Raw genomic sequence first — 13,614 nt, forward strand, 5'->3', positions numbered from 1 at the left:
TTCCTTTATTTACTTATTAAAATATTGCGTTTACTGTTAAGAAAAATATAGATGGTCCTAATAAGCATCCCAGACCCGTATAAAAAGTCGCAACCAGTGCTCCATATGGAACCAGTCTTACATCAGTAGCTGCTAAGCCAGCGGCTACACCACTGGTAGTACCTACTAAGCCACCAAAAATCATGGCTGAACGAGGGCTTTTTAGATGCATAAATCGCGCAAGTAAAGGGGTTGCAATCATAAAGAAGACGGATTTAATCAAACCAATGGCAATGGATAAAGCAATCACATCAGAGGTTGCTCCAATTGCTGTCCCTGTAATAGGTCCCACGATATAAGTCATTGCACCTGCGCCAATGGTGGTCATAGAAACAGCATCTTTATAGCCTAACATCCATGCAATACCGGCTCCTGCCACAAACGGTATGATGCAGCCCATGAACAAAGCGATAATACCAATCTTCCCAGCACGTTTTATCTCTTTTACATCGACTTCAAAAGCAGTTGATGAGATAGCAAGATCACGAAGCATCGATCCCCCTAACAGAGCAAATCCAGAGAAAAGCTCTATATCGGAAATACCTTTTTCACCACCAGTATATAAACCAGCAAAATAGGCGGCAACGAGACCAAGTATGATAGCAATTGCAGATGACTGTAGCTTGTTGTTGGTTAGATACTTAGATAGTATGTGAGAAAAAAACATCACAAGGCCTGTTATTGCAAGAGCAGTCACAAAGGCATTTTTAGTGAGGGTTGCTATAATTAAGTCCATTTAATTACTCCGTTGCGCGATTGAATTGGTAGTTTTGGTTTTCTTATAATGTTATTAATACTGTTGATGAAACACTCATAATTGGTCATGATGCTCTTCAGTATCATCCCAAGTAAATGTATCGTAATCATTACCAATATTATTAAATAAGCGTACGGCAAAGACAGTTGCAATCAGCGCAACAACAGAGACAACAGCCGCTACCATTCCGCCAGATAGTGCAGCGACCACGTTTTGTCCTGCAGCCATAGCGACAACGATAGGGATATACATACCTGCCCAGTATAGAACACCAAACTGTGTTGACTTAGGCAGATAGCCTTTTTTAGCAAGCAATTCTTTACCAGCAATGAGTAGAATCATTGCAATAGCGACACCACCGATATTGGCGTCAACGCCTAACATTTGTCCTAACAGTCCACCGAGGAAAACCCCGAGTAAGTAACTAACTGCTAGTAAAGCGGTACCATATATGATCATAACAACCTTCCTTGATTCTGGTTAAGTTCCCTTTAGTAACGCCTCATTTAGTAAAGGATCTCGGCGTTACTTATCTTTTTTAATCCCTTACTACTACATCGTCCAAAATAGAGATTCTGTCTTTTAGAGCGATGCTACTGCCTACTTATTTGATATAATCTAAACCAATTGTTTGTAAAGCGCAATAAAATTGTATTTATTAAACATATATTTTGTATACAAAAGGCCTATTTATGAGTTTAGTTGATGATTTACCCTTATCTTTGCAAATTAGTAAAAAAATAGAAGATGATATTATTTATGGTCGACTTCAGCCCGGTACAAAACTTGATGAAGTAACACTTTGTGAAAAATACGGGGTATCAAGAACCCCGATCCGAGAAGCGTTAAAGCTTTTATCGTCTGAAGGTTTGGTGGAAATTCGACCTCGTAGGGGCGCAATAATACCTACTTTAAACATTGTAACGCTGTGTGAGATGTTTGAAGTAATGGCAGAGCTTGAGGGAATGTGCGGTAGATTAGCTGCTAGAAGAATCAACAAAGATGAGAAAGTTGAGTTATTACTTTTACATAACGAATGTAAAAAATACCTCTCTGAAGATAATCCAGAAAATTACTATGAAGCTAATAGGAAATTTCATTTTTTCCTCTATCAACTCAGCCATAATAGTTTTTTGATAGAACAAGCAAGCAATTTACATAATCGATTACATCCGTATAGACGCCTTCAGCTACGAGTACATCATAGAATGCAACATTCTTTTGACGAACACCAAGCCATCGTTGATGCAATTTCAAATGCTGATGAAATTTTGGCTGAGAGCTTACTAAAAGAACATGTATCGGTTCAAGGGCAAAAATTTACAGATTTAATTGCAACAATGAATCCTGATGGTAATAAGTAAGACTATTAGATTGGATCGCACCCTAGACAAAGTATTCATGAACTTAGACGCCCTAGGGTTTTCAGGGCAATTCATCAAGCCAAAAGGACTGGGTTCTCTACAATACAGAACCCAGCTCCCCCCCTCCCTCCCTCCCTCACTTAGTATGATGAGCTACGCTGAATACATGGTCAGAAGTATCAAAGAAGAGTGCGGCAGCAAATGCCGTCGTCACCAGCGCTTAAAACAGGGCTAGTAAAATCTTAAAAACCGTGTCATAAGTAAGATCACACAACAAAGGAATATTGTTATGAGTCAATTTTTATTTGACCTAGCCGTATTACGTTACTGTCAGCCATTAAGGGCGCTATTATTGCTGGCAGGTTTTACGGTTAGTAGCCAAAGCCAAGCAGCCACTTATAAAATTGAGCCTGACACCTCTAACGTACGCTTCGCTATCGACCACATCAAAACCTCTGCCACCACTGGCGGATTCTATAATGTGACAGGAATACTCCAGTATGATCCGAGTGCAAAAACCGGCGATATCTCTCTTATTATTCCCATAAAATCATTAAATACAGGTAATAAATTTTTTAATCTTAAACTGATGGGCCCCGATTTTTTTAATATGGAACAGTTTCCATTGGCTCATTTTGAATCTACCAAATGGCATTTCACGTCTGACAAAGAAGACCCAAAGGTCACACGAGTGGACGGCAAGCTAACCTTAAATGGTCAGACCCACCCTATTAGCTTACTGGCGACCAAATTTAATTGCTACTTGAGTTCACCACTTAAAAATACTGTCTGTGGAGGCAGTTTTACCGCCACAATTGACCGTACTCAGTGGAATATCAAAAAATATGTCTTATTCGGCATGACTAAAAATCTGACTTTAAATATTCAGGTCGAAGCTACTGAACAGTAGTGTTTTTTAGATTCGATACATAATCAGCGTGTAATAGAGTCATAGCTAAAATGATTAAATATGAGTTTTTTCCAGCTTTGTGAGGATATTATGAAGCCAACTGGTATAGTATTATCAGCAACTTTACTTAGTATAGCTTCTAGCGCTGTCATGGCTGATAGCGCACGCTCACCTCATGTGACGAGCTTGCTTAATATCAGCCCCGCTACCAGCTTACTCAATGTAAGCCCCATGAATAGCGATTTGGCCAATCGCGGTGCCTATATTGCCCGTACTGCTGACTGTATGGCTTGTCATCGTGAGGACTATAGCGGCGGCATAGCGATTGAAACACCCACTGGTAATATTTACTCGACCAACATTACACCCTCTCAACGTTATGGTATCGGCAACTATACCGAAATTTACTTCAAAAAAGCACTGCAAAAAGGCCGTGCGCCCACGCATCAGCTGTATCCTGCGATGCCATATCCGTCTTATCATGGTATGGCTGATGCGGATATTAGTGCGTTATTTGCTTATTTTCAAACCGTACCTCCCATTGAGATGCCACCTGAAAAGACCACTCACCTACCGTTTCCATTAAATATTCGCACGCTAATGCTGGCTTGGAATGTGATTAATGTACCTTCTACCAAAAACCGTGCAGGGCTCACCCAAACCCAGCAACGCGGTGAATACCTCGTTAATAACTTAGAACATTGCGGTACTTGTCACACACCGCGAAACCTCACGCAAGGTCTTGATAAAGAAAAGTATTTATCTGGTGCGCCGCTTGGTAAATGGTATGCACCCAACATCACCCCAGATAATGACAGTGGTATCGGACGCTGGAGCGAGGGTGATATTGTCACTTATCTACGTAGCGGTTTGCTGGATAAACGGGCTTATGCGGGTGGACCAATGGCTGAAGCCATCGCGCACAGTACACGCTATCTAAGCGATGAAGACTTAATTGCAATGGCTTCTTATCTAAAAGTCGTCCCTATCATCAAGACGGACGATTATTTGTTACCCGTAGATATGTCACGGTTGCCTAATCCGCTCAGCAGCTCTATTACTTATAATTTAATTGAGCAAAAAGACTATTTGGCGCAGGAAAAATCCGCTACTAATGCTGGTTCTAATACTAATAACTCACCAAAAGCGCTGTATCTTGCTGCCTGTGCTAGCTGTCACGGAGTAGATGGTTACGCGCAGCCTGATGCTCGTTATGCCTCTATCGTAGGACTGAGTAGTATTCGTCGGGTTAAGCCAGACGCGCTAATCAATGTGATTGCTTATGGCGCAAAAGGCGCATTAAACACAGCACCCAAAATGCCAGGCTTCGACAAAGAGTTAAGTCATGCGCAGATTGCCAGTATTACTAATTACGTTCGGGTAAATTTCGGTGGTCTACCAAGTAGTAATGTGAGTGCTGCTGACGTCAAACGCATATTAAAGTAACTACTAGTAACCCCGCTATACAAACACCTAGCACCACCTGATGTCATAGATGACTGTTCTATAATAAGGATAATAAAATGAACGATATGCTTCAATCGCCCACACGCCGGCAACTGCTGTCAATGATCGGTAAGACTGCAGGGGCCACGGCAATGTATCAGGCGATGACTACGTTAGGATTTGCTTCTGAGTCCAGCTTTAAACAAGAGATGAATTTAAAGGGTGCGCCTGCTGGTGCGAGCATTGTGATACTTGGCGCAGGTTTAGGCGGACTTACCGCTGCCTATGAGCTACGTAAGGCAGGATATAAAGTAACTATTCTTGAATTTCAAAATCGCGGTGGTGGTCGCAGTTGGACACTAAACGCTGGTGATACATATACCGAGCTTGGTGGCGGCGAGGTGACCTGCGACTTTAAAAAAGGTAATTACTTTAACGGCGGACCATGGCGATTGCCTGTTCATCATTATGCCGTATTTCATTATTGTAAAAAATTTGGCGTGGCATTACAGCCCTTTATACAAACCAATGACCGCGCCTATTTACACCGTACCACCCATTTTAATGGTGCGCCGCAGCGCTTAGGTGAAGTGCAAAGCGACATACGTGGTTATGTCTCAGAGTTATTATCTAAAGCAGTTAATACCGGTAGCCTTGATAAGACGGTCAATAAAGAGGACAAAGAGAAGCTCTTAGAAGGCTTAAAAGGTTGGGGCGTCCTTGATAACAATTATCGCTATGTTAAGAGTCATGAAACCAGTAAGCATCGCGGTTATAGCGTTTATCCGGGTGGCGGTTTGATGCCTGATGCAAAACCCTCGACGCCGATACCGATGAACAAACTATTAAATTCGGGTATGTGGTCAGATATTTATAGCAACTATACGACATATGACCATCAACCAGCGATGTTTCAGCCTATCGGCGGTATGGGGAAAATCGGTGATGCCTTCACTCGCGAATGCCGAGAGTTGATTACGTTTAATGCCAAAGTCACTAAAATTTATCAAGATGAGAGCGGCGTCACTGTCGATTACGTCGATAGTAATAATCCTGAGGGTGCAACTAAAACTGTGCGCGCTGACTGGTGTATCTGCAATATCCCACTGTCAGTATTGACCCAAATTGACATTAACGTCTCAGCACCAATGAAGCAAGCAATGGCAGCGGTACCATATGACACCTCTTATAAAGTAGGCTTAGAGTTTAAACGCCGCTTTTGGGAAGAAGATGAATGGATTTATGGCGGTATCAGCTATACCGATATGCCCATCTCACAAATCTCCTATCCCTCACATGATATGTTTACCACAGGCTCAGGGGTACTACTCGGCGCGTATGGATTTGGAGAAGCCTCTTATCGATTTAATACGCTGAATCCAAAAGAGCGTATTGATTCGGCACTACAGTATGGCAAACATATTCATCCGCAATATACCAAAGAGTTCCGCTCTGGGACGTCCGTCGCTTGGCATCGTATTCCATGGTCACTCGGTTGCTATGGCATTTGGAGTGAATCGAGCCGTGATCAGTACTACGATACGCTATGCGCGATTGATCACCGTATCATGTTGGCAGGTGAGCACTGCTCACATATTCCAGCATGGCAAGAAGGCGCAATTTTATCTGGAATGGATGCTGCTCGGCGACTACATCAAAAGGCAAAAAAGCTGGGCTAGTCGGAGTGATTATTGATTAGCGGCATTAATGAGTGACACGGCTTAAATAGTGATAACAATAATGAATTCAGAGGCAATCATGGATATGACAAAACCGAATCTGCTTACTGTGATAATAATGTTGAGTGTCGGAGGCACAGTCGCGCTATCAGGCTGTAGTCAATCTACTAAAGCCAACGCTGTCACCCTTGCCAGTCAGCAACAAGCCACACAAATGGTTTTTGATAATCAAGCCAGTCGTAATAATGGCGCGTGGGGTGCAGTCTATATGACTAAAGAAGAGTTTAGGTTGCCAAAAACTAATATTGTTGATGTCATCTCACTACCAAAAATAGCAGAAGATGCTAGCCTGCAAAAGTGGTTAGTGAAATTTGAAGGAAATATAGAAGGCAGCGCTAAAAACAAGCATGGTTTTATGACTACCAATGGTAAAAAACTCTATAACGATTCTTGTGCTGGCTGTCATATGCAAGATGGCAAGGGCGCACAAGGTGCGGGTTACTATCCGCCGCTTACTAATAACAGTAAGATGCAATCAAAATATTATATTATTAGTGTTGTTATTAACGGTCTGCGTGGTATGCCCTCCTTTCACAGCATGATGAGTGATGAGCAAATAGCAGCGGTCACGCAGTATGTGCATAGCGATTTAAATACTTTTACCGATACAGTCACTACGTCTAATGTTGCTCAGCTCCGTCATGACTTTCCACCAGGTTCTGATCCTAGTGAATAATTTTATTGTAAAAGGTGCTTTCTAGAAGCTCTTTGCTTGAGTTAGGTCATCATAAAAGAGAGTAATTTTAATAATTTGGCTTATTATTTAATGGTAGCACTCACCGTGTTTGACGAAAGACTTAACATTAGGCTTACACAGAGTTTCAACGTCTAAATTGTTGAGTAATCCCACAATGGCTATAAAAGAGTAAAGCTATGAATAAAAATGACAGTTCTTATTCATTCATTGTCTGTGGACGAGAAGCAATCGTATTGCACATTTTAAATCTGCGGTACTTTTAAACCAGTGCTACTTTTAAATCTTCAGTACTACGCTGCGTACCGACTAATAAATGACTGATTAGAGTAAAGGTTGGAAACAGTGGTGCAAGCACTGCTAAATAAAAAATCTGGTTTAAGCAAATAGTTGAATGACCAACACCATCAACGCGTCCATGAGCATTTTTAGCCAAATCATATTCCGTTAATTTTCCGTCATACCTTTAATAATAGTAATAGTTATGCACGTTACCCTCTAGCGCACTAAAATAACCGGTGAGAACGTACTGGCAATAATCTCTGTTGTCGTACTACCTAAAAACAGCTGCTGCCATTTAGAACGTCCATAAGCCCCAATCACGATAATATCGATGTTGTTATCTGCTTGAAACGTTAATAATCCATCAACGGCATCTGCCTCAAGTAAGTGATGTGCCTTGACTATAAAGCCTGCTGACAGGAGCTCCGCAACTGCTGCCGCTAAGCTTTGTTTAGACAATTCATCATGATGACCGACCATCACGATATGCCCTTGCAACCCTTTGAGTAAATAACTCCTAGCAACCATTTTTGTAGCGGAAATGGCTATTTTACTGGCATCAAAGGCAATCATATACGAGGTAGGCGTGGTAAATGCTTCTGAACAAATTAGGATAGGTATGCTGGACGCGCGCGCAACTGTTTCGATTTGGCTGCCAATATTAATTCGACTGCCTTTATGATCTTCTCCACGCCGTCCCATTACGATAGCGCGATTCTTTATGTGGAAATGTTCAATAGCAGGTAATAGCTTGCCACGACGTTGATAGATATCGACGTCTACATCAAAGTGACTTTCAATATGGCTTTTTGCATCTTGGACCAATGCGGTGCTATAGCGGTTAACCACTTTGGCTCTTTGTTCATCTAACTGGGTTAATTCTTCTAATAAAACCTGGCGACTATTGATACCTATCGCGCCTGACAAATCCCGTCTTGTCGACGCTGGTATGTCAATCACATTTAATAGGGCAACCGGTAAGCCCAAGCGACTGGCATACCATGCCGCATAATCACACACAGATTCTGTCACTGCCGAACCATCAATACACGCTAAAACATGCTGTTGTGTTGCCATTATTTTATCCTTAGTATTTTTATTATTGAATGAAAAAGCTTGTCAATGAACGCCTAAGTTAGTATTAACGTCCGATTTATCATGAACACCGAATTTGAACCGCCCCGACTTTATCGAAGGCTGATTTACTTGAGTCAAGCAGCGATGCCTGACAGGATTAAACTATCATAATACCGCTTTTCAAACTCAAAGGGTGACACATAACCAATCGTACTGTGCAGTCGGGTTTTATTGAACCAGTCCAGGCTTGAATGACTGACCACGTGGAGGGATAATCGCCCGATGCTTCAATGAGCATGCGAACGGCGCGTTCTTTAATCTCAGGAGTGTAGGTTTGTCTTTTCATTGTCGTATTCTCTCAGAATGTTGAGTCTCCGACAATACTGGGGCGGTTTACTGCATCTTCTTCAGCATAGATCATATTCGATCATGATACTGAAAGCGACTACACTAGTACGCTAAGATAGTGCTATATTTCGAAATAATGAATATCCACCCCCCTATTATTAAGGACTGACCAATGAGCAGAGAATTTGCCCCACAAGAAGGCTCTTGCTCCTGTTATAGCAATACTTATACGATCAACAACCAGCCCATTGGTTGCACTACCTAAACCGACTATGCATCTATTTTATAATCACCGCACCAGCGATGTAGATGATGATTTGCCCAAGTATAATGGCTTTGTACAAAGTCAGGCGATGATCGTTAAAGCGCTTGCTCAAGGTATGTATAAGAGAGTCGCTAAACGCTAGTAGCATTAACTTTGACAACTTCTACTAATTATCATTAGGAACCTAACATGACTTCAATTGCAGTAGAAAATACAGTAAAAAACACTGCCGATATCGCTATTATCGGTGGTAGCGGTCTGTATCAAATGCAAGCTCTAACCAATAAGCGAAGCATTACGATTCCAACGCCTTATGGCAATCCGTCCGATGATATTGTGCTTGGTGAACTTGATGGCGTCACGGTCGCATTCTTGACGCGGCATGGTCAAGGGCACAGGTTAACCCCATCTGAGGTGCCTTACCGTGCCAATATCTATGCCTTAAAGACTTTAGGCGTACGCTATATCGTCTCAGTATCAGCGGTTGGCTCATTGCAAGAAACGCTGAAACCATTAGATATGGTCATCCCTGATCAGATGATTGATATGACGAAGCAGCGAGTAAGTACGTTCTTTGGAGAGGGTGCAGTCGCCCATGTATCAATGGCCGACCCTTTATGCCCTAAGGTGGCAGACATCTTAATGCGAGCTTATGATCAAGCAAATATTGCGGATGGGCAGTGCCATTCAAAAGCGACCTATGTGTGTATCGAAGGACCTCAGTTTTCAACTCGCGCAGAATCACACTGGTATCGGCAGATGCAAGCAGACATTATTGGTATGACCAATATGCCAGAAGCTAAGCTCGCTCGCGAAGCCAGCATCGCCTATGCGACCTTAGCGCTTGTGACAGATTTTGATTGCTGGCATCCGCATGAGGAAGCCGTCAGTGCGGATTACGCTATAAAGAATCTAATGAAAAATGCAGATAACGCGCAGCAAGTGATTAAGCAAGCCGTGGCATTAATTGCATCCGAACAGCCTAAATCCATTGCCCATAATGCTTTGACCCGAGCATTAGTTACGCCTGTTGAAGCGATGAGCGAAGAGACTAAGACAAGACTTGCGGCGTTACTTCCGTAGAGGTTAAGACCTTAGACTTTATAACGTTTTTTCATATAAAAGAGGCCATCAAATGATTTGATGGCCTCTTTTATTTTTGACAGATGGCTTTTTTAACAAACCTTTTTCTCAAAATCGTACCAATCTTCTTGTTAGCAACAGCTTCCTGAATTAACAGACTGCCCGACGTTTGAATCAGACACTATATTGGCTTGATTACCGAACGGTAGGATGTCACCACAGCCTGCAAAAATACCATAATGACGACTATCATCTCCAATAAAGTCAAAATGCTTAGCAAAGCGTGATTCTTTTAGCATACGAAAAGTATTACCGCAGACGGGGAAGACGCGGCCCGTCTCAATCGCATGATGCTTATCTAAGTTAAAATGATGCGGTAGCTGGTCAATGGTGCCACGATAAATGACTGCTTGACCATGGTCTTCACAAGCATCTTCCAGCGTGGCAATCTTAAACAATCGATAAGTAGCGGAAAAAAACTGAATATCGCCAATCTTAGCGGCAAGTAGCGGATCAGTGATTTCAAGCGGACGGTCTTCAACCAGACGTGGGTCTAAAAAATCAGCATGTCGCGCTAGGCGCTCAAAATCCTTCCAGTATAATGCACCGCTTAAACATTCCCCATAGAGGACAGGATCATTGATCAATTGCTGTGGGATACGGCGGTCTGCATAGACGTCAGAGAAGTAAAACTCACCGCCAGGCTTGAGCAAACGCTGCACACTGGCCATGACCGCTGCTTTATCAGGTGATAGGTTAATGACGCAATTTGAGACAATGATATCGAAGCTATTGGGGTCTAAGTTTAGCTCATCTAGTTTTTCGATGTAACCCTTAAGAAAAGTCACATTGTCGTAGCCAAATTTATCCACATGATAATCTTGATGCTGCTTTGCAATGGCCAATTGTTCATCCGTCATATCGACACCGACCACATGGCCGGTACTACCAACCAATTGTGCTAATGCATAGACATCACGGCCCGAACCGCAGCCCAAATCTAGGATACGGCAGCCTTCAAGTAGCGCTGGGCAGACCAATCCACAACCATAATATCGACTTAAAACCTCATCATGAATATTCGCCAACAAAGGCTTCAACCAACTTGGCATATTGCTAACATCACAGCATGCTGACGTTTTTAAATCCTCGGTACTTTGTAGCTGCTTGCCATAATAATCTTGAACGACCTCATGCATAATACTTTCCTTATTAATAATAAAACGGCTTAAGCAATCTTATCAGTGTCATCCTAAAGATAAGAGCTATTAGTCATATTTGAATAACAAGCCAATCAACAGCCTATTTTTTCAAGCCAGCCTATGGGCAGATGTTTTAAATCTGCAGGCTCATCAATGTCATGCAATGGCTCTAGTAATGCCAGCGTCCAACCCAATGCTGCGATACGTTGTCGAGTCACCGCTGCCACGCTGGCAGTACTCCACTCGATATTCGAAAATAAACTAGCCTGAGCTTGCTTAAATCCCAAGAGCACATAACCGCCATCCGAGGCAGGAATCATGACCGTATCAGACTGTTTCAATTGCTGCACTGCCTCTTGAATGCGTAATGACGTTAAACTTGGACAATCCGTGCCAATCAATACTAGCTGTTCAAACTTACTTAGCGCTTGCTGGCTGGCAGCTAACATGCGTAACCCTAAGTCATCATTTACTTGCGATGACCACTGCAATGATTTAGATAAATTAAGCGTCTGCCAGCACGGATCCTTTGGCGCTGGACTAACACACAGCTCGACGCTAAATCCAGTTGCTAGTGCCTGCTCAACGCTATGCAATAATAACTGTTTCGCCATAAGTGATGCGCCATCAAGACCGATTGCGGGTTGCAAACGGGTCTTTGCCATGCCGGGAGCGGGAAACTTGGCAAAAATAATGATGAGCGTGTCTTTTGGCATAGAATATTCGACATTTTATTATCAGAAATTGTGATAGTTTGAGCTTATTAAACGCTCCGTGCTTTTTAATCAAGACTTAATTACTACCTAAGTCTTATAATAACGCTGCTTAATATTATCAGCAGAGACACCGCGCCAGTAATCAAAACGCAGATGCCACATCAATAATATTGTGCGCCACGTGCCATACTGCTGCCAGCGCCGTGCTGAAGTTATCACCTTGCTTCGTAGACAAGCCGGCTTACCAATAGCTTTAAGACGTTTGCAAAGCTCAATATCTTCCATAAGTGGCTGCTGAGGGTAACCACCCAGCTGCTCAAAAAGTGTTTTTTTGATAAATATCGCTTGATCACCCGTTGCAATCCCACTTAATCTAGAACGCCAATTCATCATCTGACTGACTATGCTAAGCATCCATTCAGGACTGTCCAAACGCACATCAAAACGTCCCCACTCGGCTCGCATGACGGCCGATGTAATCTCAGTGATAGCATGACTCGGCAGCTGTGTATCAGCATGTAAAAATAGCAACACATTACCCGTTGCTAGATCAGCACCTACATTCATCTGGATAGCACGACCAGCGGCGGACTCTGTTATTTGCCAATCAACAACCTGCCAGTTAATATCTGCTTGACTGCTATTTATCAAACCTTTAATCAGTTTCTTAGCGATAACAACCGAGCCATCCGTTGAGCCGCCATCGACCAATATGACTTGATGCGGTAGTGGGTTCAGATGGGCAAGATAACCAATCAATCGCGTCAAATTATCCGCTTCGTTTAATAACGGTACTACGATAGAGAGTTTAATCGGCACAGCAGTCATTTTTATTAACACCCAATTTATTTTTTATTCAAGCGCCAATCATAATCGGTATAACTGACTTTTATTTTGCCCTGCGCTAATGCTTTTGCTTGAGAGCTATTCATTCCTAATGCTTGGCTATAACGTCCCAAAAATTCTTCAACATCATTAGTGCCGCGCCAGCCCATCGCAAAATCTTCTTTATACCATTTAAAAATGGGCGATATCTCAAGCCTATTGCCTTTTAGGCGATTACGACTGCTATCTGCCAAAAACTTACTGGTGACTTGCTCTAACTGCTTATCTAAGTGCTTACCAGTAAAAGCATCGCCTAGGAGTGCAGGACAGCCAATGCTTGCGCAATTAACCGCAAAGTGAATACGCGGGTCATTGTAACGCTTAGAGCCGCGAATCAGATTGTGTTCAATATCATCCAGCGAGCGCGTTTTACCCAACAGTGGTATGAAATTCTGCTTCCAAGGTGAGCTTAATACTGATCCAATATCTTTAATTGACTTGATATTTGGATATTTGGTGAGCACCAACTCTACCGTACCTGCGTTATAGACATTAATTAGAAATGCTAATTGCTCATCTTTATTCCAACGATTAAATTCAGACTGAGTCACTTTACTAGTAGCATTCAGATAGCTTGACAGCTTGCTCTTATCCGCTTGCATGCCAGCATAATCCACTACAGACGCCTTGCCAGCATTGGTCATGATCACATGTTTATCTAGCAACGCGTCCCAACTGCGGTGATTAAAATTAGCATAGGCCGCTGCACTTGATAACAAGATAGCGGTGGCAATAGTCGTTTTGACTACTAAGTTATTGAATAACGACATTGTATTAACTCCGTTGATATTGATAAGTTTTTGCCTA

The 13,614-nt window shown here is 42.5% G+C and carries 14 protein-coding genes and 1 pseudogene; 6 read left to right on the forward strand and 9 right to left on the reverse strand.

Annotated elements, in window-relative coordinates:
• Positions 1 to 16: 16 nt before the first annotated feature.
• Entirely contained in the window at positions 17 to 775 is a 759-nt protein-coding gene (gene madM / locus PSYC_RS05965) for a malonate transporter subunit MadM (RefSeq protein WP_011280420.1), read from the reverse strand.
• Positions 776 to 850: 75 nt separating this feature from the next.
• Positions 851 to 1,255 carry a malonate transporter subunit MadL gene (madL, locus tag PSYC_RS05970; RefSeq protein ID WP_011280421.1) on the reverse strand — a complete coding sequence of 135 codons (405 nt, stop codon included), beginning with the start codon at positions 1,253 to 1,255 and terminating at the stop codon, positions 851 to 853.
• 233 nt (positions 1,256 to 1,488) lie between these two features.
• Between madL and PSYC_RS05975 the strand changes: the two genes are divergently transcribed.
• The 5 genes from PSYC_RS05975 (at position 1,489) to PSYC_RS06000 (ending at position 6,931) form a co-directional block, all read left to right on the forward strand.
• Positions 1,489 to 2,160 carry a GntR family transcriptional regulator gene (locus PSYC_RS05975; protein WP_011280422.1) on the forward strand — a complete coding sequence of 224 codons (672 nt, stop codon included), beginning with the start codon at positions 1,489 to 1,491 and terminating at the stop codon, positions 2,158 to 2,160.
• A gap of 289 nt (positions 2,161 to 2,449) precedes the next feature.
• Positions 2,450 to 3,070 carry a YceI family protein gene (locus tag PSYC_RS05985; protein ID WP_011280423.1) on the forward strand — a complete coding sequence of 207 codons (621 nt, stop codon included), beginning with the start codon at positions 2,450 to 2,452 and terminating at the stop codon, positions 3,068 to 3,070.
• A gap of 90 nt (positions 3,071 to 3,160) precedes the next feature.
• A complete protein-coding gene (locus PSYC_RS05990) occupies positions 3,161 to 4,516 on the forward strand; it encodes a cytochrome c (RefSeq protein ID WP_011280424.1) in 1,356 nt (451 codons plus the stop codon).
• A 77-nt stretch (positions 4,517 to 4,593) separates the two neighbouring features.
• Entirely contained in the window at positions 4,594 to 6,195 is a 1,602-nt protein-coding gene (locus PSYC_RS05995) for a flavin monoamine oxidase family protein (protein ID WP_011280425.1), read from the forward strand.
• 79 nt (positions 6,196 to 6,274) lie between these two features.
• Positions 6,275 to 6,931, forward strand: coding sequence for a c-type cytochrome (locus PSYC_RS06000; RefSeq protein WP_011280426.1), 657 nt, complete (start codon positions 6,275 to 6,277; stop codon positions 6,929 to 6,931).
• Positions 6,932 to 7,211: 280 nt separating this feature from the next.
• On the opposite strand, the gene PSYC_RS06005 is transcribed toward PSYC_RS06000, so the two are convergent.
• The 3 genes and pseudogenes from PSYC_RS06005 to PSYC_RS12010 form a co-directional block, all read right to left on the reverse strand.
• The gene (locus PSYC_RS06005; RefSeq protein WP_227500314.1) at positions 7,212 to 7,385 is read right to left on the reverse strand and encodes a GlpM family protein; all 174 of its coding nucleotides are present in this window, start codon (positions 7,383 to 7,385) and stop codon (positions 7,212 to 7,214) included.
• Between the two features lie 62 nt (positions 7,386 to 7,447).
• Positions 7,448 to 8,308, reverse strand: coding sequence for a universal stress protein (locus PSYC_RS06010; RefSeq protein WP_011280427.1), 861 nt, complete (start codon positions 8,306 to 8,308; stop codon positions 7,448 to 7,450).
• A 244-nt stretch (positions 8,309 to 8,552) separates the two neighbouring features.
• Positions 8,553 to 8,654: pseudogene (locus PSYC_RS12010) on the reverse strand (adenylosuccinate lyase); the annotation flags it as partial.
• Positions 8,655 to 9,110: 456 nt separating this feature from the next.
• Here PSYC_RS12010 and mtnP point away from each other — a divergent pair.
• Positions 9,111 to 10,004 carry an S-methyl-5'-thioadenosine phosphorylase gene (mtnP, locus tag PSYC_RS06015; protein ID WP_011280428.1) on the forward strand — a complete coding sequence of 298 codons (894 nt, stop codon included), beginning with the start codon at positions 9,111 to 9,113 and terminating at the stop codon, positions 10,002 to 10,004.
• Between the two features lie 131 nt (positions 10,005 to 10,135).
• On the opposite strand, the gene PSYC_RS06020 is transcribed toward mtnP, so the two are convergent.
• The 4 genes from PSYC_RS06020 to PSYC_RS06035 all read right to left on the reverse strand — a co-directional run bounded on the left by PSYC_RS06020 (position 10,136) and on the right by PSYC_RS06035 (position 13,577).
• Positions 10,136 to 11,203, reverse strand: a complete 1,068-nt coding sequence (locus PSYC_RS06020) for a methyltransferase domain-containing protein (RefSeq protein WP_011280429.1) — start codon at positions 11,201 to 11,203, stop codon at positions 10,136 to 10,138.
• A 95-nt stretch (positions 11,204 to 11,298) separates the two neighbouring features.
• Positions 11,299 to 11,922, reverse strand: coding sequence for a TIGR04282 family arsenosugar biosynthesis glycosyltransferase (locus PSYC_RS06025; RefSeq protein ID WP_011280430.1), 624 nt, complete (start codon positions 11,920 to 11,922; stop codon positions 11,299 to 11,301).
• A gap of 87 nt (positions 11,923 to 12,009) precedes the next feature.
• Complete coding sequence (locus PSYC_RS06030; RefSeq protein ID WP_011280431.1) at positions 12,010 to 12,750, reverse strand: TIGR04283 family arsenosugar biosynthesis glycosyltransferase; 741 nt, start codon at positions 12,748 to 12,750, stop codon at positions 12,010 to 12,012.
• 17 nt (positions 12,751 to 12,767) lie between these two features.
• On the reverse strand, positions 12,768 to 13,577 hold the full coding sequence (locus PSYC_RS06035; protein WP_011280432.1) for a DUF547 domain-containing protein: 810 nt from the start codon (positions 13,575 to 13,577) through the stop codon (positions 12,768 to 12,770).
• Positions 13,578 to 13,614 lie beyond the last annotated feature (37 nt).

It is taken from the genome of Psychrobacter arcticus 273-4 (genome assembly GCF_000012305.1).
GTDB classification, from domain to species: Bacteria; Pseudomonadota; Gammaproteobacteria; order Pseudomonadales; family Moraxellaceae; genus Psychrobacter; species Psychrobacter arcticus.